Source organism: Tistrella mobilis KA081020-065 (assembly GCF_000264455.2).
In the GTDB taxonomy this organism is placed as follows: Bacteria; Pseudomonadota; Alphaproteobacteria; order Tistrellales; family Tistrellaceae; genus Tistrella; species Tistrella mobilis.
On the sequence record NC_017956.1, the window covers coordinates 2,216,858 to 2,241,629 of the forward strand.

Below are 24,772 nucleotides of genomic sequence, written 5' to 3' on the forward strand. Positions count from 1 at the left end.
ATCCTGCATGGCCCCCCAACGCCTGCCTCATCCCACCCCGATGCGCCGCCTTGGCCCGATGCGCCGCTTTCGCCCGATGCGCGGGCTGGTCGCCGTCGTATCACTTCTCGCAGTCGCGGGCTGTGATGCCGAGAACGTGGTGGTGGTTGAAAGCGTACGCCATGCAAGCTGGGTGTCCGACACCGACATCCGGATGATGCTCGCCTATGAGCCGCTGATGGTGGTGGTGCGCGGCGACCTGCCCGGCCTTTCTCGCATTGCGACCGAAGCCGCGGTCATCGACGGGATCGCGAAAGCGGTGTCCCGCAGCCGCAACTCGCTCGAAATCCTGGCGGATGCCGGCACCAGGCCGCATATCCTCGTGCGGTTCGATCCGCCCGTCGCCAATACCGACGAAGTCTGTACCGCCGATCTCAGGGGCGGCGATCATGATCCGGGCGGAGAAAATGATGGCGATGCCGATGACGCGGTGACACCCGTCATCAGCTGGCGGATCAGCCTGTGCAATTCTCGATCCATGGTGGCAACGGTGACGGCGCGCGGCCCATTCGACCTTCAGGCAACCTCCCCGCTTGAAGACATCGCCGCCCAGAGCCTGGTTCTCCTGCGCGACCCGCGCGAGAACATCCAACGCAGAGGCAGCTGACCGGGCCGCGGCCGGCTTCCCTGCCGGTCATGGGAGCCTGGATCAAGATGGATCGGATCGGGACCGCACGCCCCGTAAGTGCACGCCGCCTTCCCCTGGTCGCGGGAACGATCGCCCTCATCGCGGCGCTCGCCGGCTGTGCCGGCGCCGGTACGACGGTCGAAAACGCCCGCCGCGTCGGCTGGGCAACCAGCCAGGACGTCACCATGTTCCTGTCGGGCAGCCCGCCGGTGGTGGTCGCTGCCGGAACCCCTGATCAGGCCCGGCCGCTGGCCGATGCCGTCGGGCGCGCGGTCGGTCATCCCCTGCCGGTCGCGACCACGCCGCCGGACGGGCCGCATATCCTGCTGCGGGCCGATACGCAGCCGATCGTCCTCAATGCCTGCGACCCGGTAGCCGTGGGCCGGCCGGCCGGTACCGAGCGTCTGCAGCTTGCCCTCTGCGCCGATACGGGCGACCCTCTCGGCGCTGCAACGGTCCGTGCCAACGATCCGGCTGCCCTTGATCAGGCGCTGGGTCAGGCCGTCATCCTTCTGAAGCAGCCCGGCGATTCCGGCACGCGCCGCGGCGGCAACTGACGTCGTTCAAGGGTATCCCTCCCATGTCCGCCTCACGCCTGCGCGCACTGTCTCTTGTCGCCCTGCTGGCTGCCCCGGCGCTCAGCGCCTGTGCCGGCATGGCTCTGACGCGGATCGAGCCGCCTTTCGTCGGCAGCTTCTACGACCGCGATGCCGTGGACCGTGCCTTCCGGGCGCAACCCATGCCGGTGGTGGTGCCGCGTCCGTTGGCGGGAATGGATGCGGACGCGAGCGGTGCTGTGGTCGTCGATGCACTGACCCGTGGTTATCCGCGCCCCTCCGCCGGGTTCACTCTGGCCGATCCCGCCCCGGACAGCGTGCCCGCCGGCTATTATCTGGTCGTCCAGACCGGCGGCAACGTCACGCCGCGGCCTGAAGCCTGCACGGCGAAGGCGCTGCAGATGGCCGATCCGGCAATGGCCCCTGCCCCGGATACGGCCCCCACCGGGCCGCAGCAGCTGGGCCTCGCCATCTGCTATGGCGACACCACGGTCAGCGCCACCCAGGGCAACCTTTCGATCCCGACGGCCGATGGGGCGGGCTATGCGCCGCTGTTCCGTGCCCTGCTGCTGGAAGTCACCCCACCGCGCAATCCGAACATGGACAATGACTGCCTCGGCTTCTGCAACGACGCCCGGGCGCCGATCGGTCCCTGGTGGATGGCCGGCTGAACGGCCTGAAAGACGGCACAAAACAAGGGGGAAAGGCGATCTCCCCCTTGTCGCTTTCAACACTTGCGCCGGATGGTTACAGCAACCGGTTGCGGTTTGCCGTCTCCTGAAAGTTCCGGGCGGCGACCGACGGATGCTCACGGCTGGCTTTCATGCGGTGGGCCAATGAGCGCAGGGCGTCGGTGATGACGTCACATTCACGCGACAGCCTGGAGACATGATGCGCCATGGCGAAGATCCTCAATGGGTATCGACGCCCGACATACGGGTCAGCCGATGGTCCGGGTCACTGCCTGCCAGATGACCTGATGTTGCATTTCAAGTCGCCATCAAATTTTCAATCATGTTGTCCGATCATAATAGGAATAATCTTGAGAAAATCAGATACACCTCTGATTTAGATTAACAAAAATTTACCCTAGAAATCGTGTACCGGCTTTACGCTTCGATAACCTCTGACGGGATAAATTGGGACATCGGCTATAACAAGTGCCATGCACGAGACGTCGGGGAAGTAGAATGGACATGACGGCCGCTCTGTCGCAGACGGATGAAACGTCGGATCGGCTCGCGTTTCTGCGTCTGGATGACGCGGCGCGTGCCGATCTCAGGTCCCTGAAGCCCTTCCTGGAGAAGCATCTTCCGGAAGTACTTGCCGCCTTCTATGAGCATCTCCGAAACTATCCGGAACTGGGCCGGATGTTTGGCGGCTCGACTGGCCAGGACCGCGCCCGCACGGCGCAGCTCAACCACTGGCTGGTGATCGCCGACGGCCGGTTCGACAAAACCTATGTCGACAGCGTCCGTCGGATCGGCCAGACCCACGCTCGTCTGGGCCTCGAGCCCCGCTGGTATATCGGCGGCTATGCCTTCATCCTCTCGGGCATCATGGAGCGCCTGACCCGCGAGATGGAAAGCGGCCTGTTCGGACGCCGCTCGGAAAAGCTCTCGCGCTACGGTACCGTTCTGATCCGCGCCGCCATGCTCGACATGGATTTTGCGATCTCGGTCTATCTGGAGCGCGGGCGCGCCGAAAAGGCCGAGGCCCTGCGCCATCTGGTCGATGCCTTCCGCTCCACCGTGGGCACGATCGTTGAAAGCGTCGGCGACGCCGCCGGTGCGATGCGTGACAGCGCCAGCCGGATGGCAAGCAATGCCGAGGCCACCAGCACCAGCGCCGAAACGGTCGACATGGCGGCCGCCGATGCCAGCCGTGCGGTCGGCTCCGCCGCCGCGGCCACCGAGGAAATGAGCCGGGCCGCCAGCGAGATTGCCCATCAGCTGGAGCGGATGAAGCAGCTGTCGTCGGATGCCGTCGGCCATGTCGATGCCGGGCGGACCGCGATCAACGAACTGGTCGGCGCGGCCGAAAGCATCGGCAAGATCGTCACCCTGATCCGCACGATCGCCGAGCAGACCAATCTCCTGGCCCTCAACGCGACCATCGAGGCCGCCCGTGCCGGAGAGGCCGGCCGCGGCTTTGCCGTGGTGGCGAACGAGGTCAAGACCCTGGCCGGCCAGACGCAGAAGGCGACGGAAGAGATCGGCGGCCAGATCGATCAGGTCCGGTCGATCATCTCCCGCGTGGCCAGCACGTCGGATGCCGTCGCCTCGGCGATCGCAGCACTCGACGGCACAACCACCACCATCGCTGCCGCCACCGAGGAACAGACCGCCGCCACCCGCGAAGTGGCAAGCTCGACCGCCGATGCCGCGACCGCCACCCACAAGGTGTCGGACATCATCACCGGTGTCGGCAATGCCGCACGCGAGACGGGCGTCGCCGCCCGCCGGGTGGTGGATGCGGCCTCGGAACTCGACCAGGAATCGCACCACCTGCGTACCGAAGTCGACCGCTTCATCTCCAGCGTCGGCTGACGACGAAACACAGACTGTCACGAGAGTTTCATCCCCTCTCCCCCCGCCGCCGTCCTATCGTCCGCGTCCCCTCCCCCGATCCTGCACGCGGAACGGTATCATGACGGCGGCCCCCTTTTTCTCCCCCACCTCTCCGCTCACCCTGTGCGGCCGGCGCATGCTGTTGGCCGATGGCGAAATCGCGCCGGGCAGGCTGACCCTCGCCGAGGGGCGCATCGTCGACACCTCGCGGCAGATCGGCGGTGATGCGATCGATCTCGGCGATCTGCTGGTGGCGCCCGGTCTGATCGACCTGCACGGGGACGCCTTCGAGCGTCAGGTCATCGCCCCGCCCCGGCGTGCATTTTCCGGTCGATCTGGGCCTCGTCGATACCGACCGCCAGATGGCGGCGCTGGGCATCACCACGGCCGCGCACGGCATCACGGCGTCATGGGAGCCGGGGTTGCGCAGCCTGGACGCGGCGGAAGCCCTGATCCTGGCGATCCACGCCCTGAAGCCCCGGCTGATGGTCGATACCCGCATTCATCTGCGCCACGAAGTCGCCAATGCCGCAGGTGCCGCACGGGTCGAGGCCTGGCTTGCGGGCGGGCTGATCGATCTTCTGGCGCTCAACGATCATCTGCCCGATTTCGTCGCCATGCGCACCCGGCCTGCGAAGCTCGCGGTCGTCGCCGGTCGGTCCGGCCTGTCGACCGACGAGCTTCTGGCCAGGATCGATGCGCTGGCGGCCGATCGGACGGAACAATGGGCCGCAGCACGCCGGCTTGCAGCCCTCGCCCGTGATGCCGGCATCCCCCTGCTGTCCCATGACGACGAGACGCCCGAGGCACGCAGCGCTGCCCGCTCGCTCGGTGCCCGCATCGCCGAATTCCCGGTCGACATGGCGACGGCCAGAGCGGCCGTCTCGGCCGGTGACGAGGTGATGGTCGGTGCCCCTAACCTGCTGCGCGGCACCAGCCACGCCGGACGGCTGGATGCGCGCGACGCCGTCGCCGCCGGTGCCGCCACCCTGGTCGCCAGCGATTACAGCCATGCGGCACTGCTCTCGGCCCCCTTCGTGACCGCCGCCACGACCGGGCTCGGTCTTGCGCGGGCCTGGTCGCTGGTCGCGGCAGGGCCGGCGCGTGCCGCAGGGCTCAGCGACCGCGGCCGCCTCGCGCCGGATCTGCGCGCCGATCTGGTCGTGGTCGACGATACCGATCCGCTGGTGCCGCGGGTGGCGCTCACCATCGTCAATGGCCGGGTGATGTATGCCGATGCGACAGGCGTGCGCCTGCTCACTCGTCAGATCTGATCAGGCCGTCAGGCGGTCAAGCCAGCCGGCCATCGCAGCCACCGCTTCGGCCGGACGTTCCATCGGCGGCAGATGTCCGCAATCTTCGATGACACGAAGCTCGGCCCCAGGGATTGCGGCCGCCATCTCCTCGGCCAGCGGCAGCGGGGTCAGCGCGTCTTCGCGCCCGCAGACCACCAGCGTTGGACAGGCAATCCGGGCGAGATCCGCCCGCCCGTCCGGTCGGGCCATGATCGCCTCCTGCTGGCGCAGAAAGGCGGGATGGCCGACCCTCTCCGCCATGGCCATGATCCGCCCGGTCAACGCGTCGTCGGTCAACCGGTCTTCGTGGATCAGCACCGGCAGCAGGCGCGGCGTCACACCCTTGAAACGGCCGCGGCTCGCCACGTCGATCAGCGCCCGACGCCGCGCCTTCTGCTCTTCGGTATCGGCCCGGGCGGAGGTATCGAGCAGGGCCAGGCCGATCACCCGGTCGGGCGCCTGGCGCATGATCTCCTGCGCCACATAGCCGCCCATCGACAGCCCGGCGAGGGCGAAGCGCGGGGCCATCACCTCGTCGAGCACCCGGGCGGCCATGGCACCCACGCTGTCATCCCGGGTGAGGTCGGCCACCGTCATGTCGGCGCGCTCCGAAAGCCCATCGAGAACCGATGCCCAGAGGTCATGGTCACAGAGCAGGCCCGGCAGCAGGACCAGGGGCAGGCGGTCGGACATCCGTAACAACCTTTCGGAATGTGTAACACGCTCAGCGGATCAGCGGCAGCACCGCCTTGAAGCGGTCATCGCCGGCGCGGCCCAGCCATTCGAACAACACCATCTCGGTCGAGACGATCTCGACGCCATGCCGGGCCATTCGGTCGAGGGCGAGCGCCTTGTTGGCGGGCGCGCGGCTTGCCACCGCATCGGCGACCACCGCAAGCCGGAAGCCGGCGCGGGCGGCGTCAAGCACGGTCTGCAGCACACAGACATGGGCTTCGGTGCCACAGACCACCAGGCGCCGACGCCCAGACGCGATCACCCGGTCGCGGAACGCATTCTCGTTCCAGGACGAGAAGGTGATCTTGGACACGATCTCCGACGGGTGGAGCCGGTTGCGGATCATGTCGACCGTCGGGCCCAGCCCCTGGGGATACTGTTCGGTCGCCAGCACCGGAATGCCCAACGCCCGGGCGCCGTCGATCAGGCGGCCGGCATCGGCAACCGCGGCCTCGCCGCCAGAAATCGCCGGCATCAGCCGGGCCTGAAGGTCGATCACCACCAGCAGGTCGGCATCTGCATCCATCAGCGCACCGGCCGGACGGGTGCGGTTTTCGGGGCGGCGGGGGGAGAAATCAGTCAAGTCCTTGCCTCCTGGGGGTTACGGCCGGTCGCCGTGATTGACTTGCACGCCGCGGCGGTTATATATGGCCCACACATCCGGATATCGACAAGCAGATCGGGCGTACCGTCTCGCAATGACATTCGAAGATCTGGGCCTGAGTGCCGAAGTCCTGCGGGCGGTCACTGACGCCGGCTACAATCAGCCGACCCCCATCCAGGAGAAGGCCATCCCCTGGGTGCTCCAGGGGCGGGACGTGCTCGGCTGCGCGCAGACCGGCACCGGCAAGACGGCATCCTTCACCCTGCCGATGATCGACATCCTGGCTCAGGGCCGGGTGCGTGCGCGCATGCCGCGTTCGCTGATCATGACGCCGACCCGCGAGCTGGCGCAGCAGATCGCCGAGAATTTCAACACCTACGGCAAGTACACGCCGCTGTCGATGGCCCTGCTCATCGGCGGCGTGTCGTTCTCCGACCAGGAGAAGGCGCTCGACAAGGGCGTCGACGTGCTGATCGCGACGCCCGGACGCCTGCTCGATCATTTCGAGCGCGGCCGCGTGCTGCTGACCGACGTCCGCATTCTGGTGGTCGACGAAGCCGACCGTATGCTCGACATGGGTTTCATCCCGGATCTTGAGCGGATCGCCAGCCTTCTGCCGCAGATCCGCCAGACCCTGCTGTTCTCGGCGACCATGCCGCCCGAGATTCGGCGTCTGGCCGACAAGTTCTTGATGAACCCCAAAGAAGTGTCGGTGGCGCCGCAGTCCACCGCCGCCTCCACCGTCCGTCAGCTGGTCGTCCAGGTGCCGAACGAGCGCGCCAAGCGCCGCCCGCTCGAGACCCTGATGCGCAACGAGCCGGTCGGCAACGGCATCATTTTCTGCAATCGCAAGCGCACGGTCGCGACTCTCTACGAGGCGCTGAAGCGGGCCGGCCACGATGTCGGCGCGCTCCATGGCGACATGACCCAGGATGCGCGCAACGAGACGCTGGCCGCCTTCCGCGACAACCGGATCAAGTTCCTGATCGCGACCGACGTTGCCGGCCGCGGGCTCGACATCGAACATGTCAGCCACGTGTTCAATTACGATGTGCCGCTGGCCGCGGAAGACTATATCCACCGCATCGGCCGGACCGGCCGTGCCGGTCGCAGCGGCACCGCGATCATGCTGGTCACGCCCGAGGACAAGAAGCTCTACGACCGCGTGGTCGCCCTGCTGGGAGGCAAGCCGTTGGAAGAGCTGAGCGATCTGTCGGTCAAGGCGCCGGCCGAAGCCCCGGCTGACGCCGAAACCGAAGCCGCAGCCGGCGGCCGCACCCCCCGTGGTGCCCGCACCCGTCCGCGGCGGCGCCGCGAGGCCGAAGGCGCAGACCTGCCGGCCGAAGACGTCCAGGCCGAAGAGGCTGCACCTGCGGTCGACGACGCCCCTGCCCCGGCTGCAAAGCCCGAGCGGCGCAAGCGTCGCGCGCCCCGCTCCGTCGAGAGCCGGCCTGTCGAGGTCGTGGAGGCTGAGGCTGCCGTTGATGAGGTCGAGGCCGTCGAGGAAGTCCCTGCACCGGCTCCTGAGCCCCGCCGTGCAGCCGAGCGCAAGCCCGAGCGGGCCCGTTCGTCCGAGCGCCGCCAGCGTGAAGACGACACGCCGCTGGGCTTCGGCAAGGACATTCCGGCCTTCATGCTGAAATCTGCCCGCACGGGCTGACCGGCTGCACCACCGGACGACATCGCCCCCGGAGAGAGTCTCCGGGGGTTTTTTTTGTGGCACGGCATTCCGGCGCACGGCTCGACGAAAAAACCGCCCTGGAAGCACAGCTTCCAGGGCGGTCCAGTTTCGACCGGCGGGCTGTCTCCCGGCCCCGCCGATCGAGGCCCCCGCCATGACCGGTTCCCGGAACCGGCCGCAGCGAGGAAGGGCGTCAAAAATCAGCTGGCGAGGAAGTCCTCGATCAGCTGCAACTGGTCGGGAACGTTCAGAGCCGGAGCATGCCCGCAGCCGGGAATGACCGCAAGTCTCGCCTTGGGCCCGCGGCGGGTCATTTCTTCGGCCGTATCCTGAGTCAGCAGGTCACTGGTCTCACCGCGCATGACCAAGGTCTTGGCACGAATGGCATCCCAGGCATCCCACATCTCGAAATCGTCTGTCGTCTCTGCAAAAACGCGCATGACGGCAGGGTCATAATGCACGGTCACCTTGCCGTCATCGCGGCGGCGGGTGGAGGTTTCGGCCATCTGCCGCCATTGGGCATCGGTGATCGCGCCATAGGGGGCGTAGATGGTGCGCAGATAGGCCTCCAGCTCCAGCACCGTGTCGAAAACCGGTGGCTGGGTGACGTAAGACCGGATCCGGCCGACCGCCACCGGCGACAGTGCCGGGCCGATATCGTTCAGGACCAGATGGGTGATCCGGTCCCGCAGCGGGCCTGCGGCCAGCACCATGCCGATGGCACCGCCCATCGAGGTGCCCACCCAGCGCATCCGCTCGATGCCCAGCCGGTCGAGCAGCTCCACCGCGATATCGGCGTAATGCTCCAGCCGGTACTCGGCATCGGGGGTCTTTGACCACGACGACAGGCCGCGGCCGATGGTGTCGGGGGCCACGATGCGGTAGCGATCGGCGAAATACGCCGCGCAGGGGTCGAAATCACGGCCGGTCCGGGCAAGGCCGTGCCACATCACCACCGGGTCCGACCGGTCCTTCGACCAGTGCATCAGATGGATTTCATGACCGCAGGCGGTCAGGAATTCTGAGGTGGGATTCGGGGGCGAGGTGGGATCGGGGGTGAAGGTCATGGATCAGCGTTCCCTGAGTTTGCCGACGATGCCGGTTGGGAAGAAGTAGACCGAGAGCACGAACAGGATGCCCAGCCACAGCATCCAGCGATCGGCGGCGATCAGCTCGGGCAGGATCGGGATGCCGGCCAGCGCCTCGGAGGCCGTGCCCATCAGGTCCTGAAGATAGAACTGCGCCAGGCTGAGGATCACCACGCCGATCACCGCACCATAAAGCGTCCCCATGCCGCCGATCACGACCATCAGCAGCACGTCGAGCATGATCGCGAAAGAGAGCGTCGCATCGGGGCCGGTATAGCGCAGCCAGAGCGCGTTCAGCACACCGGCCAGCGCCGCCAGCGCCGCCACCAGGCACGAGGCGGCGGTGCGATAGATCACCACCCTGTTGCCCAGCGCCTCGGCCCGGAAGTCGTTCTCGCGGATGGCCTGAAGCACCCGGCCGAAGGGCGAGTTGACCACGCGCAGCATGAACAGGAACAGCAGCAGAGAGACGAGGAAGACCAGGTAATAGGCGATGATGCGGCCGTTGATCTTCTGGCCCAGCACCTCGCCGTCGACCAGCTTGAAGGCCGGGCTCAGCAGCCGCGGGATGCTGAACGACATGCCGTCCTCGCCGCCGGTCAGCCACGAGAGCTGCGACGCCAGGATCAGGAAGAAGCTCGCCACCGCAAGCGTGATCATGCTGAAGAAGATCGCCCTCACCCTGAGCGACAGCAGGCCGATCACCGCCGCCACCACGATCGAGAGCAGCACGCCCGCAACCGTGCCGAGGCCCACCGCCCCCCAGCTCGGGCCCAGCGCATTCAGTGAGATCGCGACCCCATAGGCGCCGATGCCGAAGAACATGGTGTGGGCGAAGGAAACGATGCCGGTATAGCCGAGCAGGATATCGTACGAGGCGACCAGCACGATCAGCACGCAGATGCGCGCCGCAACCGCAAGCGAGCGGGTGCCGGGGAAGACGAAGGGGGCGAAGGCGAGACCCAGCAGCACGACCAGCAGAACGATGGTCAGGATGCGGCTGCGCGGATGATCGCCGGAGATGATCCAGTTGAGCATGGGCTTGCCTCCGGCTCAGTTCTTCGTCGCGGGATAAAGCCCGCGGGGTCGCCAGAGCAGCACCGCCACCATCAGCAGGATGTTGGAGCCGAGCGCAAGCGTCGGGGCCAGATAGCCCATGAAATTGGCGGTCAGCCCCACCAGCAGGGCGCCGAGGAAGCAGCCGCCCACCGAGCCCAGCCCGCCGATGATCACCACGATGAACACCAGGATCATGACATCCGCGCCGATATGGACGGTCACCAGCTCCTGATAGAGCGCCCACATCACGCCACCCGAGGCCGCAAGTGCCGTGCCGGCCACGAAGACTCCGACGAACAGCCGGCGGACCTTGTAGCCCAGCGCCTCGACCATCTCGCGGTTCTCGACGCCTGCGCGGACCAGCAGGCCGATGCGGGTGCGGTTGAGCGCGAAATGCATGCCGATATGGGCGACGAGGCCCAGCACGCAGGCGACCAGCCGATAGCGCTCGACCGCGATGTCACCAAAGAAGATCGAGCCGCGCAGGGTTTCAGGCTTGGGCAGCGGGATCGGATCCGGGCCCCAGATCACCGTGATCAGCTGTTCGGCGACGATCAGCCCGCCGACCGTGATCAGGATCTGGCGCAGATGCGCGCCATAGACCCGGCGCACGATGATCCGCTCGAAGGCGAGGCCCAGAATGCCGGCCACCACGCAGGCGACCAGGATCGAGAGCAGCATCGCCCCCACATCCCCCAGCAGAGAGATGCCGAGCATGTCATGGAAGGGGCCGCCCGGCGCCAGCAGCCCGGTCGCCAGATAGGCGCCGACGGCCACAAAAGCCCCATGGGCGAAATTCAGCACATCCATCAGGCCGAAAACCAGGGTGAGCCCCGATGCCATCAGGAAGATCATCATGCCCATGGCGAGGCCGGCGACCGCCAGCACCATCCAGGTGCCGGGATCGATGGCGATGAGCGGCAGGAACAGGATCAGGCCGGCGAGCGCGAGCGGGGCATGCCGCTCGACCAGTCCGGCGGTCTTGAGGGCGCGCGCGGTCATTGATGAGCGTCCAGGCTGAGGCCGAGCAGGCGGCGCTGAAGATCTCCGTCATGGGCGAGTTCGTGCATCGAACCCGCATGGACGACGCGGCCGTCATCCATCACCGCCACCGTGTCACCGAGTGCGGTCGCCATGCTGAAATTCTGTTCGACCATCAGAATGGTCGTGTGGGTCGATTTGAGCTCGCGGAAGGCCTGGATCAGATGGCCGATGATCGCCGGTGCCAGCCCCTTGGACGGTTCGTCCACGATCAGCAGCTCCCGCGGCTCCACGATCGCCCGGGCGATGGCCAGCATCTGCTTCTGCCCGCCCGACAGATTGCCGGCCGGCCAGTTCCAGAACTTCTCAAGGGCCGGAAACAGCTCGTAGATCCAGGCGAGGCGCTTCTGGTCCATGGGCCCCGACCGGGCGGCGAGCACCATGTTCTCGCGTACCGTCAACCCGGCGAAGATGCCCATATCTTCGGGCACATAGGCGATGCCGGAAGCGGCGAGATCGGCGGTATGAGCCCTGGTGATGTCGCGCCCGTCGAAGGTGATCTGCCCCTGCGAGGCCTGCCAGAGGCCCATGATCGTGCGCAGCGTGGTGGTCTTGCCGGCACCGTTGCGGCCCAGCAGCATGGTCAGTCCGCCGCGCGGCACCACCAGATCCACCCCCTGAAGGATGTGATACTGGCCGATATGGGTGTGCACGCCGGCAAGGGTGAGCAGGGCGTCAGACATGTGTGGCGGCCCCCATGCCCAGATAGGCTTCCTGCACGATCGGCGAGGCGACCACCTCTCGCGGGTCGCCATCAGCGACCAGATAGCCGTTGTGCAGCACGATGATCCGGTCGGCCAGCGAATGGACCACATCCATCTTGTGCTCCACCAGCAGCACGGTCTTGGCGGGATCGGCCTTGATCTCGTGGATCAGGTCCAGGATCACCGGCACCTCGTCGACGCTCATGCCCGCGGTCGGCTCGTCGAACATGAAGATCGAGGGCTCGAGCGCGATCAGGATCGCCACCTCCAGCTTGCGCTGGTCGCCATGCGGCAGGGTTGCGACCACATCCTCGCCGCGCGCGGCCAGGCGCACCCGCTCCAGGATCTCGTCGGCCCGCTCGATCAGATGCCGCCCATGGGCGGCCATCGAGAAGATGTCGAAGCCGCGGCCGCGGCGGGCCTGCACCGCCAGGCGCACATTCTCGCGCACCGTGAGGTTGGGAAACAGGTTGGTCAGCTGGAAGGCGCGGCCGATACCGCGCCGGGTGCGCCCGGCCGCGCCATGCGAGGACAGGTCGTGGCCGTCGAGCAGCACCTCGCCCGCGGTCGCCTTCAACTGGCCGGAAATCAAGTTGAAATAGGTGGTCTTGCCGGCGCCGTTGGGGCCGACGATCGCGGTCAGCGTGCCGCGGTCGAACCGGCAGCTGACGCCGTTCACGGCGACGTGGCCGCCGAAGCGCACGGTGAGGTCGCGGGTTTCGAGCGCCGGCCTGGCGCCGCCCTGGCCCGCGGCGGATGAAGCGGTCATGCCGTGTCCGTGGATGCCTGCGCCGCAGATGGCGGCGTCTGGTATGGGAAACAACTGGTATGGGCAGCCGTGGGGGTTCTGCCGCCGCAGCCGGGCGACCGGGGTTCATGGACCACCCGGGCTGCGGCGGAAGACCCGTGTGTGACGGCGGCGGGGGAAGAGAGGCCCGCACCCGGGGGAGGCATGCAGAACCGCCCCGCCCCGTCACACACGATCACGGGATCAGCACCCGCTCCGGTCAGCGCTTGTTGCGCACCGGCACATTCATTTCGTCGATACCGATGACACGCACCAGCTCGGGGATGCCCCAGGCGACGTTGTCGTCGACCTTGATCTTGAAGTGGTACATCTCCTGAAGCGCCTGATGGTCTTCCTTGCGGAAGATCATCTTGCCCTTGGGCGACATGAACTCCATGCCTTCCATGGCCTTGATCAGGTCTTCCGTCTCGGTGGAGCCGGCCTTGCGGATGGCCTCGACCGCAGCGATGCCGGCCGACATGCCGCCGGCGGTAAAGAAGTCCGGCGGCGTGCCGAAGCGCTTCTGATGCTCGGTCACCAGCCAGTCGTTCACCGGGTTCTTCGGAATGTCGTAATAGTAATACGTGGCGCCCTCCATGCCCGGCAACGCCTTATAGGCAGCCATGGCCGGCAGGATGTTGCCGCCGGTCGCGATCTTGATGCCGCGCCGCTCGGGCTCCATCGCCGCCAGCTTGGCAAAGGGCGTGGAGGCGCCGGCCCAGATCACGAACAGCACCTTGTCGCCCTGCACGCCGTCGAGCGCGTCGAAGATGCGCTGCGCCGGGGCGGTGAAGTCGGTGGTGTCGCGCGGGACATATTCCTCGTGGACGATCTCGGCGCCGGTCGAGGCAAGCGCCTCGCGGAAGGCGGCGACGCCGTCGCGGCCGAAGGCGTAATCCTGGGCCAGCGTCGCGATCTTCACGCCCGGCTTGCCCAGCGCCACGGCGTTCGAGATGGCATCCTGCGACGAGTTGCGACCGGTCCGGAAGATGTAGCGGTTCCACTTGTCGCCGGTGATCGAATCCGCCACCGCCGGCTCGACCAGCAGGATCTTCTCGTATTCCTGCGCCACCGGCAGCATCGCCAGCGCGTCGCCCGAAGAGGTCGGGCCGATGGCAAGGTCGACCTCGTCGTCGCCATAGGCTTCCGCCAGCACCGCGCGGGCGATTTCCGGCTTCAGCTGGGTGTCCTTCTCGATGACCTCGATCTTGCGGCCGTCGAGTTCCATCGTGCCCTGGGTCGCATATTCCAGGCCCATCATCAGACCGGTATGGGTCTGCTTGGCATAGGCCTCCAGCGGCCCGGTCTTGCCCGAGATCAGCGCGATCTTGATCGGATCGGCCGCCATCGCGGGCGCCGTGCCGATCGCCGCCGCCGTCGCTGCCGCGACGGCCAGGCGCTTCCAGTTGAGCGACATTGGGGTCAGCCTCCCTACCCTGTTCTTGGTGCCCTGACGGCTGCGCTACGCTCCCGGCGCAACCGTTTCAGGATAGAAACAGCAAGGGGCATGCCACTCATGCGACATGTTCGGAAAGCAGGCACTTACCGCAACGCAACAGAAGATGCCGCACCGCATCCTGTCCGGCTTTCCGGACGCCGGAGCGTCCGGTCTGCCGGACACCTCGCCCTCTGTCCGGAATTCCGGACGGGTCAGCCGCGAGGTCCCGGCAGCCCGGCCTCGATGCCGTGGGTTGCGAGTTTTTCGTAGAATTGTGCCCGGGAAATCCCCAGCAGTTTCGCCGCCTGGGTCTTCACCCCGCCCGCCGCGGCCAGAGCCCGGCGGATGGCATCGCGTTCAGCCGCCGCCAGCGCCTCACGCAGCGGTTCCACGGTCTCGGCGGCACTGGCCGGCCCGTCCGTCGCCACCGGATCGGCCCCCATCACCGGATCGGCCCCCACCACCGGATCGGCTACCGTCGTGCCGGGCTGCCCGGCGGCGATCAGCCCGTCCAGATGGCCGGCATCGATTTCAGCCTCGTCGGTCAGCAGCGCCGCCCGTTCCAGCAGATTGGCAAGCTCGCGCACATTGCCCGGCCAGTCATGGCGCTGCAGCCGGGCGACCGCCCGATCGGTCAGCCGACGGGGCCGGCCGCCCTGTTCGATCGCCAGCCGTTCCAGCAGGGCATCGGCCAGCGGCTCGATATCGTCCAGCCGCTCGCGCAGCGGCGGCAGGCGCAGCGGCAATACGTTCAGGCGGTAATAAAGATCGGCGCGGAACCGGCCGTCCTCGACCATCCGGCCCAGATCGCGGCTGGTGGCCGCAATCACCCGCACATCCACCGGGATCACGCGATTGGAGCCCAAGGGCTCGACCTCGCGTTCCTGCAACACCCTGAGCAGCTTGGATTGCAGGCTGAGCGGCATGTCGCCGATCTCGTCCAGGAACAGCGTGCCGCCATGGGCCAGCCGGATCTTGCCGTCGCGCGGCTTGTTACCGGCACCGGTATAGGCGCCGGGCGCCACGCCGAACAGCTCCGCCTCCAGCAGGTTTTCGGGGATGGCGGCGGTGTTCACCCGCACCATCGGCCCGGCCTGCCGCTCGCTCGCCGCATGCAGCGCATGAGCCAGCATCTCCTTGCCGGTGCCGGTCTCGCCCAGCAGCAGCACGGTGATGTCACGCTCGGCCGCCCGGCGGGCCTGGCGCTTCAGCAGCCGCACCGCCTCGGAATTGCCGATGAACTGCGAGAAGCCGTATTTGGCCCGGCGGGCATCGGCCAGCTGGCGGCGGGCGGTTTCCAGATCGCGCTGCATCCCCTGAAACTTGTCGACCAGCGGCTTCAGCGACTGCACCCGGTCGTAGAGGATCATGCCCACCGCGCCCGAGACCCGGCCATCCTCGTCCTTCAGCGGGATGCGGCTGACCACCAGCTGGCGGCCTTCGACTTCGAAAATATCGATCAGATCCGCGCGGCCGCTGGCCACCACTTCGCGCAACCGGCTGTTGGGAATGATGTCCTCGACCGGTCGCCCTTCCACGGGGTCCATGCCGTTCCAGCCCAGGATCGCGCGGTATTTGTCGTTCATCCAGAGCACGGTGCCGGCGGCATCGATCAGGACGGCGCCTTCATAGAGCTGGTCGAACAGCTCCACTGCCGCGCGCGCGACCCGGTCCCTGAGGCCCGCCTCGCGCGCGGCCGCGGCCCGGCGCCGGCGCGCCGCCACGCTGTCGATCAGCCGCTCCATCCAGCCTGCATCTCCCCCCTGCCGGCACCTGGCCATTATGGACGGCCATCGCCCGCCGGAACCCTGGTGCCAAGCCTAGGCGCGCGTTACGGGCGATGCAAGCCGAAGGCCTCCGCTGTGCGGCGACTACTCGCCTGCACGACGCACGGCACGGGCAAGGGCTGCGGGAACCATGCTGATATGGCCTTCGCCAGGCACCACCAGCAGCTCCAGATGACCGGCATCGCCCTGCAGCTCGACCAGGCGTACATACATGTCCCGGACGCCGTCGATCATTCGCGCCATGTTGCGGAAAGCGACACGTTCCGGCGTATCGTCCGCCTCCGGATCCTGCTCGGCACCACCGACGGCAAGCGTCAGATTCAATGCAGGCCGATCGGCCCGTGCCGCGAAATTCGCCTCCTCGGTCAGTAGTTCCCGATCGTTCCACCAGATCGACGGGCTGGAGGCCATCCAGCGCCGGAAGGTATGCGGCCGGGTGAACGCGGCGTGCAGCACGAAACGTCCGCCGAGCGAATGGCCGAACAGGCTCGCCCGGTCGTCGTTCACCGGGAAACGACGGACCACCTCGGGACGGATCTCGTTCAGAATGACGTCCAGAAACGCCTCGTCGCCACCGGTCGGCACTTTCGGTGCGCGCGTGCCCATGATCGACCGTCCCCGGGGTGTCACCGCCGAGGTGAAATCCAGATAGCGCCGGGTAAGATCGAAGCCGATCACACCGGGATAGCCGATCGCCACCACCGCAATCGGCCGTTCCCACCCTAACAGCCTGGCCGTGGTACCGGCCACACCGAAGAAGGCATTGCCGTCGAGCACATAGAGCACCGGGAACCCGCCCGGCGGCGGGGTGACCGGCGGCACCGACACATCCACCCGATAGGTCAGGCCGTTGCGCGCCGCCGTCAGGTCGAAAGCGTGCAGGCCCGGCGCCACCGGCACGGCATCCGCAACCCCGGGTGCCCCCGCAGCCCTGGCGGGCAGCGGCGTCCCCGAGAGCGCGAAGGCCAGAACGAAAGCGGCGGCAAAGGGCATCAGCGGGCGCAGCACGACGGGCATCTCCAGCAGGTCGATCCGGGCGCCCATGGGACCGCAACTTGGATTGCGACGCAATCTCATTGAACGACATGCCGGTCAATACGGATCGGCACCGCCGATGGTGATCTCCAGAACAGCCGGCCGCCCTGCCCCGAGCAACCCTGGCAGGCCGTCCCGGATTGCGGCCACGGTGTCGGCACGGAGATGCTCCACCCCCATCGACGCCGCCAGCTGATCGAAGGCGATGGCGGGATCGTCCAGAACCATGCCGACGGCATGCCCTGCCGCAGCACTCTCCAGCCCCATCGCCGTCGCCGTCCGCATCAGAATGTCGTAGCGCCGGTTGTTCAGGATCACGAAGATGACCGGCAGCCGCAGCCGGGCGGCCGTCCACAGCGCCTGCGGCGCATACATGGCACCGCCATCACCCGTCATGCACAGTACCGGCCGGCCGGTTGCGAGTGCGACGCCCGCAGCCGCCGGCATGCCCCAGCCCAGCCCGGCGCTGGCGACGAAATCATGCCGGTCGCCGATGCCGCCCTGCCAGAGCCGGCGCAGCCCCCCGATCAGGGCCGAGGCCTCGTTGACCACGGTCACGCCCCGCGGGGCCGCCTTCAGCACCGCATCGGCGGCGATCATCGGATGCAGCGGCAGCCGGTCGCGAAGCCTGTCGAGCCGCGCCGTGAAGCCGGCATCGGCGACCGCCTTCTCCGCCCGCCGCCGCATGGTGACGGCGGCGACGCCCGGCCGCGCCACGACCGCAGAGAGTGCGGCAAGGCCTGCCGCCGGATCGCCGCCGACCACCAGATCGGCCGCGACGTCGAGCCCGGGCGCCGCCGGATCGCGGGCCAGCTGGATGACCCGCATCCCCTGCGGCAGGGTGGGTCCGGGCCGGTAGTGATAGGGCCTGATCGCCCCCTCTCCCGCCAGCACCGCCAGCCGTGCGTCGCCGAGGATCGAGCGGATCTCCGCCAGATCGGGCGGCAGCACACCACGCCAGCCCGGGTGATCGGTCGGGAAAAGATGGGCGCGCGGCACCGGGGTCGCAAAGACCCGGCAGCCCGTGGCATCGGCAAAGGCGATCGCCGCCCTCATCCCCTGCGGCCCGGCCAGCGTGTCCGACACCAGAAGCACCAGATCATCGGCCTCCGCACCTGCGATCATCGACGCCGCGGCATCGATGTCACCCGCAGCCGGGGCCGGCGCGGGAATGCGCGGCGGTGGCGGGTCGGCGGCGGCAAGCGTCAGATCGACCGGCAGCGACAGAAAGACCGGCCCCGGCGGCCAGGCCCGGGCCAGCGCAAAGGCCCGGCGCAGCACCTGGCCGGCATCCTCGGGCCGGGTCAGTTCATGGGCATGCTTCACCACCGGCCGGGCAATGCCCACCAGATCATCGGCCAGCCAGGGGGCGCGGATCAGATGCCGGCTGTCCTGCTGGCCGGCGATGACCACCAGCGGCGTGCGCATGCGCGCCGCCCCGATCATCGCCCCCATGGCATGGCCAAGCCCGGAAGCGGTGTGGAGATGGGCGACCCCCACCCTGCCGGCGGCATGGGCATAGCCGTCGGCCATGGCGACGGCGACTGCCTCCTGAAGCGCCGGCACATAGCTGAGCCCGGGTGCGCGGGCGACGGCATCGAGCAGAGGCAGTTCGGTGGAACCCGGATTGCCGAAGACGTGGGTAACGCCCTCATCCTCCAGCACCGCCGCGATCATCCGCGCGACCGACCTCTGCCCGTCCCCCATGTCGTCTCGCCCCTGCCGCTTCGTATCCGCATGATGATCGCGCATGGCGCACATCATTCTGCCGACAGTCGCGGCATCGCTTCAAGACGGCAGACAGCAGGGGCGATTGACGATGTCTCGGGGTCCCCCCGTCAGGCGGCGCCGAGGATGGCCTCGTCGGTCACGCCGAACAGTTCGTAGCGGATGTTCGCGGGCGCGACCCCGGCCGCGATCAGGTGCCGGGCCTGCGCCTTCTGGAACGCCCGGGGCCCGCACATATAGACATCGACCTCGCGATCGGGCAGCAGCCCGGCGATGCGTTCCGCGTCGAAACGGCCGACCGAATGATGGGTCACGCCGACGCGGTCCGATGCGCCCGGGCGCTCATAGGCGATGTGCAGATCCAGGCCGGGCGTCGCCTCGGCCAGCGCGCGCAGATGGGCCCCGAAGGCATGGGTTTCGCCGTCAATCGCCGCATGGGCCCAGATCACCGGATGGTCTGGCCGCGTCGCCGCCAGGGTTTCCACCATGGCGAGCAGCGGCGTCTGGCCGACACCGGCACCCAGCAGCAGGATCGGCCGCGGCGTCTCCGCATCCAGGAAGAAGTCGCCCGCCGGCGGCGCCACCTCCAGCACCGCGCCGGGGCGGATCGTGTCGTGCAGCAGGCCCGAGCCACGGCCTTCGGGTTCACGCTTCACCGCGATCCGCCAGCGGCCGTTGGCGGCACGTCCGGCCAGGCTGTAATGGCGCAGCAGCTGGGTGCCGTCAGGCCGGGTCAGGCGCAGGGTCAGATACTGGCCGGGGGCGAAATCCGGCAGTGCCCCCCCATCCTCGGGCGCCAGCAGGAAGCTCTTGATCACGCGGCTTTCCTCGGCGACCGCCTCGACCACGAAGTGGCGGAAACCGCGCCAGCCGCCCGGCCGTGCCGCGACCTCGCCGGCAAGCGCCGCCTCGCGATCGATGAACACCTTTGCGAGCAGACCATAGGCCTCGCCCCAGGCCGCCAGGATCGGCGGTGTCGCCGCATCGCCCAGCACGTCCGAAATCGCGGCCAGCAGATTGGCCCCCACCACGTCGTACTGCTCGGGCCGAACCTGGACGGCGACATGCTTGTGGGCGATGCGTTCCACCGCACCCGCCAGCGCAGCCAGGTTGTCGATATGCTCGGCATAGGCCAGCACGGCCGCCGCCAGCGCCCGCGGCTGCGACCCGTCGCGCTGATGCGCCGGATCGAACATCGCCGCGATCTCGGGGGCGGCCAGCAGGCGCTCGTAGAACCGGGTGGTGATGGCCTCGCCATGGGTGCGCAGCACGGGCACCGTTGCCTTGACGAGGGTAATGGTCGCGTCGCTCAACATGCGGAACTCTCCGGAACCTTCAACTCTGGCTTGGGTCCGGTGCATGGGCCGGATCCCGCAGGGCCGCCCTCCCGGACAAAAAGCTGTATATCAGACGTTTCTTATAATCGCCAAGGATAACATTCATTTCATGCGAATGTTATTGCATGGATGTCGCGCCCTGCAGGCGCCCTTACCGCGTCGCGACATCCGTGCTTCCCGTCCGCTGCCGGCCTGTGCCATAGTCCGGCCGATATGCCGCAAGCTGGAGGTTCCGGAAGGCATGAACGGCGCGCGTGTGCTGATCTACAGCCACGACAGCTTCGGGCTCGGCCATCTGCGCAGATGCCGCGAGATTGCACACGGCCTGGTCGGGACATTCCCCGACATGTCGGTGCTGATCCTCTCGGGTTCGCCGATCATCGGCAGCTTCGATTTCAGAACCCGCACCGACTTCGTCCGGGTGCCGGGTGTCATCAAGCTGCGCAATGGCGATTACACCTCGCTGAAGCTCAAGATGGACGTCGACCACATCCTGAAGCTCAGGGGGGCGATCATCGAGCGCACGGCCGAGGTGTTCGAGCCCGACGTGTTCATCGTGGACAAGGAACCGCTGGGCCTGCGCGGCGAGGTCGCCCGCACGCTGAAGCGGCTGAAGCGCCGCGGCACCCGGCTGGTGCTGGGGCTGCGCGATGTGATGGACGAGCCCGCCCAGCTGGCGCCCGAATGGAAGCGCAAGCGGGTGCTGCCGGCGTTGCGCGACCTTTACGACGACATCTGGGTCTACGGCCTGCCGGAAATCCATGATCCGCTGGAAGGCATCGACCTGCCGGCGGATGTCCGCGCCAAGATGACCTTTACCGGCTATCTGCGCCGCGAAGCGGTACGTGGTGCTGCATCGGAACGCATCCAGTCGCTGATCGCCGGCGACCCGTACATCCTGGTCACCACCGGCGGCGGCGGTGATGGCGAAGAGCTGATCGACTGGGTGCTGAAGGCCTATGAACAGCACGGGTCCAGCCTGCCGCACCGCGCCGTGCTGGTGCTGGGGCCGTTCATGAACCGCGAGGCGCGCGACCGGCTGCGCGCCCGGGCCCAGAAGCTGGACAAGATCGAAGCGCTGACCTTCGATGCGAATATCGAGACCCTGATGGCCGGTGCGCTGGGTGTGGTCGCCATGGGCGGCTACAACACCTTCTGCGAGATCCTGTCGCTCGACAAGCCCGCGGTCATCGTGCCGCGCACCGAGCCCCGGCTGGAACAGTTCATCCGCGCCGACCGGGCCGAGAAGCTGGGGCTGACCCGGATGCTGCTCGATCCGGGCCCCGATCGCAGCGCCGCCGCCATGGCCGAGGCGCTGCAGGGCCTCGAGCGCCAGCCCCACCCGTCTTCGGTGATGCCGGCCGGCATGCTCGACGGGCTAGATGCGGTCGCCGATCTGGTGGGTGCCGAGTTGGACCGGCGCGGCCGGCCCCAGGCCCGGATCCGCCAGGTATCGGGCGGCGGTGCCGGCCTGCTTCAGGCCCCGCAGGCCGAGGCCGCGCCCGACGAGGAAACCTGGTCCGACGAGGCCGATTTCGGGGCACGACGCCGTGCGGCACCCTGACGGCTGGCGACCCGGCCCCGGCGTGACCTCTGCCAGCCATGGCCAACAACCGACCATCGCCGTGGTCCTGAAGGGCTATCCCCGCCTGTCCGAGACCTTCATAGCCCAGGAAATCCGGGCGCTGGAAGTGGCCGGGCTGCCGCTTCGGCTGGTATCGCTGCGCCATCCCACCGATACCCGCGTCCATCCGGTCCATCGCGAAATCACCGCCGGGGTCCGCTATCTGCCGGAATATCTCCATCAGGAGCCGTTCCGCGTGCTGCGCGGCCTGCGGCGTGCCGCCCGCCTGCCGGGCTTCGCCCGGGCCCGGGACGTCTGGCTGCGCGATCTTGCCCGCGACCGGACCCGCAACCGCATCCGCCGCTTCGGCCAGGCGGCCGTGCTCGCTGCCGAGCTGGAAGACGATGTGGCGATGATCTACGCCCATTTCCTTCACACCCCGGCCTCGGTCGCCCGCTATGCCGCGATCATGCGCGGCCTGCCCTGGTCGGTGTCGGCCCATGCCAAGGACATCTGGACCAGCCCGGATTGGGAAAAGGCCGAAAAGCTGGCGGATTGCGCCTGGGCCGTCACCTGCACCGCCACCAATCGCGACCATCTGGCGTCGCTCGCCCCCGACGGCCGGGTGCAGCTGCTTTATCACGGCCTCGACCTCTCGCGCTTTCCCGATCCTGGGCCACAGCCGGCGGGACCGGACGGCACCGACCCGGCCCGCCCGGTCATCCTGGTGGGCGTCGGCCGGCTGGTCGAGAAAAAGGGCTGGGACACCGTGCTCGACGCCCTGGCCCTGCTGCCGGCGGATCTCGCCTGGCGCTTCGTCCATATCGGCGGCGGGCCGCTCAAGGACCGGCTGAAGGATCAGGCCGCCCGTCTCGGTCTCGCCGACCGGATCGACTGGCTGGGTGCCCGCGCCCAGGCCGAGGTGATCGAGGCCTATGGCCGGGCCGATCTCTTCGTGCTCGCCAGCCGCATCGCGGGCGACGGCGACCGCGACGGCCTGCCCAATGTTCTGATGGAAGCCCAGTCCCAGCGCCTGGCGGTGGTGGCGACGCGGGTTTCGGCCATTCCCGAATTCATCGACGACGGCGAAAACGGCCGGCTGGTGGCGCCCGATGATGCCGCCGGCCTGTCGGCGGCGCTCGCGTCCCTGATCGGCGATCCGGCCCGCCGGGCGGCGATGGGCGCGGCCGGGCGGCGCAGGCTTGAAGGCGCCTTCTCGCTGACCGGCTCGGTCGGGCCGCTGATCGACCGGCTGCGGGCGGCGGTGGCGGCGCGCGGAGGCCGCTGATGCGGATCGCCCTCTACTGCCCCCTGAAACACCCCGATCATCCGGTGCCGAGCGGCGACCGGCGGATGGCCCGCCAGATCCTGGCCGCCCTTCGCCATGCCGGCCATGACACCGTGCTCGCCTGCCGCTTCGGCAGCCGCGACGGCCGCGGCGATCCTGATCGGCAGGCGCGGATCGCGCGCATCGGCACCGCCCTCGGCCGGATGCTGGCCCGTCGCTACATGCGCCCCGCCGCCGCCGCCGCGCGCCCCGAGGCCTGGATCACCTATCACCTTTATCACAAGGCGCCGGATCACCTGGGGCCGGTGGTCGCGGCCGCCCTCGACATCCCCTATCTGGTGATCGAGGCGTCGGATGCGCCCAAACGCGCGACCGGGCCCTGGCAGGCCGGTTTTCACGCCGCCCGCCATGCGCTCGCCGCCGCCGATCTGGTGATGCCGATGACCAGGCTCGACGCCGTCTGCCTGGGGCGCCTGCTGCCGGCGGACCGGCTTCGCCTGCTGCCGCCCTTTCTGGACGATATCGGCCTGTTCCAGGCCGCCCGTGCCGATCGTGCCCGGGCCCGTGCCCGGCTTGCCGTCGCCGCCGGGCTGGATCCGGCGCGGCCCTGGCTGCTGGCGGTCGGCATGATGCGGACCGGCGACAAGCTCGACAGCTACCGCGTGATCGGCCGCATGCTCGCCGATCCGGCGCTCGCCGCGACACCGCTTCATCTGCTGGTCGCAGGCGACGGCCCCGCCCGGGCCGAGGTGACGGCGGCACTCGAACCCACAGCCGCCGGCCGGGTGCATTTCCTGGGGGCACTTGCCCCCGCCCCCCTGGCCGCGGCGATGGCGGCATCCGATATCCTGGTCTGGCCGGCGGTGCGCGAAGCCTATGGCATGGCGCTGCTCGAAGCCCAGGCGGCGGGGCTGCCGGTGGTTGCCGGCCGCACCGGCGGCGTACCCGATGTGGTGGATGACGGGGTGACCGGCCTTCTGGCCCCGCCGGAAGACACCGCCGCCCTCGCCGTCCTCACCCGACGGCTGATCGATGACCGGGAGACCCGCGCCCGGCTGGCCGCCGCGGCGGGCCGGCGTGCGGCCAGCCGCGATCTGGCCGCCGCAGCAGCCGCACTCGACGACGCGCTGGCCGCCGCCGCTCTCAATCATGCCGCACGGCGGCCGCGGCCGATGGAGGAGACGAGATGACCGGACCTGCCCGCCCGACCACCGGCGGTATCATCCTGGCCCTGATCCGCCATGGCCGCACCGACTGGAACGACCAGGGCCGCATGCAGGGCCGGCACGACCTGCCGCTCAACGACCGGGGCCGCGCCGAGGTGACCGGCTGGCAGGTGCCCGCCGCCATCGCCACCGCCTATGACTGGTACACCTCGCCCCTCCTCCGGGCGCGCGAGACGGCGGCCCGGCTGGGGGCGCCCGGCGCCCGGGTGGCGCCCGAACTGGTCGAAATGGCCTGGGGCATCTGGGAGGGCCGGCGGCTGGAAGATCTGCGCCGAGAGCAGCCCGACCGCATGGCCCTGATGGAAGCCCAGGGCCTGGATTTCCGCCCGCCCGAGGGCGAAAGCCCGCGCGATGTCCAGCGCCGGCTGAAGCCCTGGCTGGCGGCCATCGGCACCCATGGCCGCAATGTCGTGGCCGTCACCCACAAGGGCGTGATCCGCGCGATCTATGCCGCGGCCACCGGCTGGCCGATGCTGGGCAAGCCGCCGGAAAAGCTCGCCTGGGATGCCACCCATCTGTTCCGGGTCGACGAGACCGGCGCCGTCGCCGTGCGTCACCTGAACCTGAAGCTCGTCTGAGGA

Annotated in this window: 23 protein-coding genes; 10 read left to right on the forward strand and 13 right to left on the reverse strand. The window is 68.4% G+C overall.

Going from position 1 to position 24,772, the window contains the following annotated elements; translation table 11 throughout:
• The first annotated feature begins 58 nt into the window (after positions 1–58).
• From TMO_RS10065 to TMO_RS10075, 3 genes are read left to right on the forward strand one after another with little or no spacing between them, the layout of a single operon-like run.
• Positions 59–646, forward strand: a complete 588-nt coding sequence (locus TMO_RS10065) for a hypothetical protein (protein WP_041604904.1) — start codon at positions 59–61, stop codon at positions 644–646.
• Positions 647–693: 47 nt separating this feature from the next.
• A complete protein-coding gene (locus TMO_RS10070) occupies positions 694–1,224 on the forward strand; it encodes a hypothetical protein (RefSeq protein WP_014745514.1) in 531 nt (176 codons plus the stop codon).
• A gap of 23 nt (positions 1,225–1,247) precedes the next feature.
• Positions 1,248–1,895, forward strand: coding sequence for a hypothetical protein (locus tag TMO_RS10075; protein ID WP_014745515.1), 648 nt, complete (start codon positions 1,248–1,250; stop codon positions 1,893–1,895).
• A 76-nt stretch (positions 1,896–1,971) separates the two neighbouring features.
• Here TMO_RS10075 and TMO_RS31650 read toward each other — a convergent pair whose 3' ends face one another.
• The gene (locus TMO_RS31650) at positions 1,972–2,124 is read right to left on the reverse strand and encodes a hypothetical protein (RefSeq protein WP_014745516.1); all 153 of its coding nucleotides are present in this window, start codon (positions 2,122–2,124) and stop codon (positions 1,972–1,974) included.
• A 296-nt stretch (positions 2,125–2,420) separates the two neighbouring features.
• Between TMO_RS31650 and TMO_RS10080 the strand changes: the two genes are divergently transcribed.
• Both TMO_RS10080 and TMO_RS10085 read left to right on the forward strand, forming a co-directional pair.
• Positions 2,421–3,773, forward strand: a complete 1,353-nt coding sequence (locus TMO_RS10080; RefSeq protein ID WP_187297770.1) for a globin-coupled sensor protein — start codon at positions 2,421–2,423, stop codon at positions 3,771–3,773.
• 338 nt (positions 3,774–4,111) lie between these two features.
• Complete coding sequence (locus TMO_RS10085; RefSeq protein WP_014745519.1) at positions 4,112–5,068, forward strand: alpha-D-ribose 1-methylphosphonate 5-triphosphate diphosphatase; 957 nt, start codon at positions 4,112–4,114, stop codon at positions 5,066–5,068.
• On the opposite strand, the gene TMO_RS10090 is transcribed toward TMO_RS10085, so the two are convergent.
• Together TMO_RS10090 and TMO_RS10095 are read right to left on the reverse strand one after the other, a co-directional pair.
• Entirely contained in the window at positions 5,069–5,782 is a 714-nt protein-coding gene (locus TMO_RS10090) for an alpha/beta fold hydrolase (RefSeq protein WP_014745520.1), read from the reverse strand.
• A 31-nt stretch (positions 5,783–5,813) separates the two neighbouring features.
• A complete protein-coding gene (locus tag TMO_RS10095; protein WP_041605938.1) occupies positions 5,814–6,350 on the reverse strand; it encodes a hydrolase in 537 nt (178 codons plus the stop codon).
• A 172-nt stretch (positions 6,351–6,522) separates the two neighbouring features.
• Between TMO_RS10095 and TMO_RS10100 the strand changes: the two genes are divergently transcribed.
• Positions 6,523–8,088, forward strand: coding sequence for a DEAD/DEAH box helicase (locus tag TMO_RS10100; RefSeq protein ID WP_014745522.1), 1,566 nt, complete (start codon positions 6,523–6,525; stop codon positions 8,086–8,088).
• A gap of 221 nt (positions 8,089–8,309) precedes the next feature.
• On the opposite strand, the gene TMO_RS10105 is transcribed toward TMO_RS10100, so the two are convergent.
• From TMO_RS10105 to hmpA, 10 genes are all read right to left on the reverse strand, one after another.
• Positions 8,310–9,176, reverse strand: a complete 867-nt coding sequence (locus TMO_RS10105; protein ID WP_014745523.1) for an alpha/beta fold hydrolase — start codon at positions 9,174–9,176, stop codon at positions 8,310–8,312.
• A gap of 3 nt (positions 9,177–9,179) precedes the next feature.
• Entirely contained in the window at positions 9,180–10,235 is a 1,056-nt protein-coding gene (locus tag TMO_RS10110; RefSeq protein ID WP_014745524.1) for a branched-chain amino acid ABC transporter permease, read from the reverse strand.
• Between the two features lie 15 nt (positions 10,236–10,250).
• Entirely contained in the window at positions 10,251–11,258 is a 1,008-nt protein-coding gene (locus tag TMO_RS10115; RefSeq protein WP_014745525.1) for a branched-chain amino acid ABC transporter permease, read from the reverse strand.
• Positions 11,255–11,980, reverse strand: a complete 726-nt coding sequence (locus TMO_RS10120) for an ABC transporter ATP-binding protein (RefSeq protein ID WP_014745526.1) — start codon at positions 11,978–11,980, stop codon at positions 11,255–11,257. The genes TMO_RS10115 and TMO_RS10120 overlap by 4 nt, the downstream gene beginning before the upstream one ends.
• Positions 11,973–12,770, reverse strand: coding sequence for an ABC transporter ATP-binding protein (locus TMO_RS10125; RefSeq protein WP_014745527.1), 798 nt, complete (start codon positions 12,768–12,770; stop codon positions 11,973–11,975). Before TMO_RS10125 ends, TMO_RS10120 begins: the two co-directional genes overlap by 8 nt.
• A gap of 238 nt (positions 12,771–13,008) precedes the next feature.
• Entirely contained in the window at positions 13,009–14,205 is a 1,197-nt protein-coding gene (locus TMO_RS10130) for a substrate-binding domain-containing protein (RefSeq protein ID WP_014745528.1), read from the reverse strand.
• A 233-nt stretch (positions 14,206–14,438) separates the two neighbouring features.
• Positions 14,439–15,971, reverse strand: coding sequence for a sigma-54 interaction domain-containing protein (locus TMO_RS10135; RefSeq protein WP_014745529.1), 1,533 nt, complete (start codon positions 15,969–15,971; stop codon positions 14,439–14,441).
• A gap of 126 nt (positions 15,972–16,097) precedes the next feature.
• Positions 16,098–17,057, reverse strand: coding sequence for an alpha/beta hydrolase (locus TMO_RS10140; protein ID WP_014745530.1), 960 nt, complete (start codon positions 17,055–17,057; stop codon positions 16,098–16,100).
• A gap of 48 nt (positions 17,058–17,105) precedes the next feature.
• Entirely contained in the window at positions 17,106–18,800 is a 1,695-nt protein-coding gene (locus tag TMO_RS10145; RefSeq protein ID WP_014745531.1) for a thiamine pyrophosphate-binding protein, read from the reverse strand.
• 86 nt (positions 18,801–18,886) lie between these two features.
• Positions 18,887–20,137 carry an NO-inducible flavohemoprotein gene (gene hmpA / locus TMO_RS10150; RefSeq protein ID WP_051045360.1) on the reverse strand — a complete coding sequence of 417 codons (1,251 nt, stop codon included), beginning with the start codon at positions 20,135–20,137 and terminating at the stop codon, positions 18,887–18,889.
• Between the two features lie 217 nt (positions 20,138–20,354).
• Here hmpA and TMO_RS10155 point away from each other — a divergent pair, with 217 nt between their 5' ends.
• From TMO_RS10155 to TMO_RS10170, 4 genes are read left to right on the forward strand one after another with little or no spacing between them, the layout of a single operon-like run.
• A complete protein-coding gene (locus TMO_RS10155) occupies positions 20,355–21,677 on the forward strand; it encodes a glycosyltransferase family protein (RefSeq protein WP_014745533.1) in 1,323 nt (440 codons plus the stop codon).
• A 22-nt stretch (positions 21,678–21,699) separates the two neighbouring features.
• Positions 21,700–22,965, forward strand: coding sequence for a glycosyltransferase (locus TMO_RS10160; protein ID WP_014745534.1), 1,266 nt, complete (start codon positions 21,700–21,702; stop codon positions 22,963–22,965).
• Positions 22,965–24,155, forward strand: coding sequence for a glycosyltransferase family 4 protein (locus tag TMO_RS10165; RefSeq protein WP_014745535.1), 1,191 nt, complete (start codon positions 22,965–22,967; stop codon positions 24,153–24,155). The genes TMO_RS10160 and TMO_RS10165 overlap by 1 nt, the downstream gene beginning before the upstream one ends.
• A complete protein-coding gene (locus TMO_RS10170; RefSeq protein ID WP_014745536.1) occupies positions 24,152–24,769 on the forward strand; it encodes a histidine phosphatase family protein in 618 nt (205 codons plus the stop codon). The genes TMO_RS10165 and TMO_RS10170 overlap by 4 nt, the downstream gene beginning before the upstream one ends.
• Positions 24,770–24,772 lie beyond the last annotated feature (3 nt).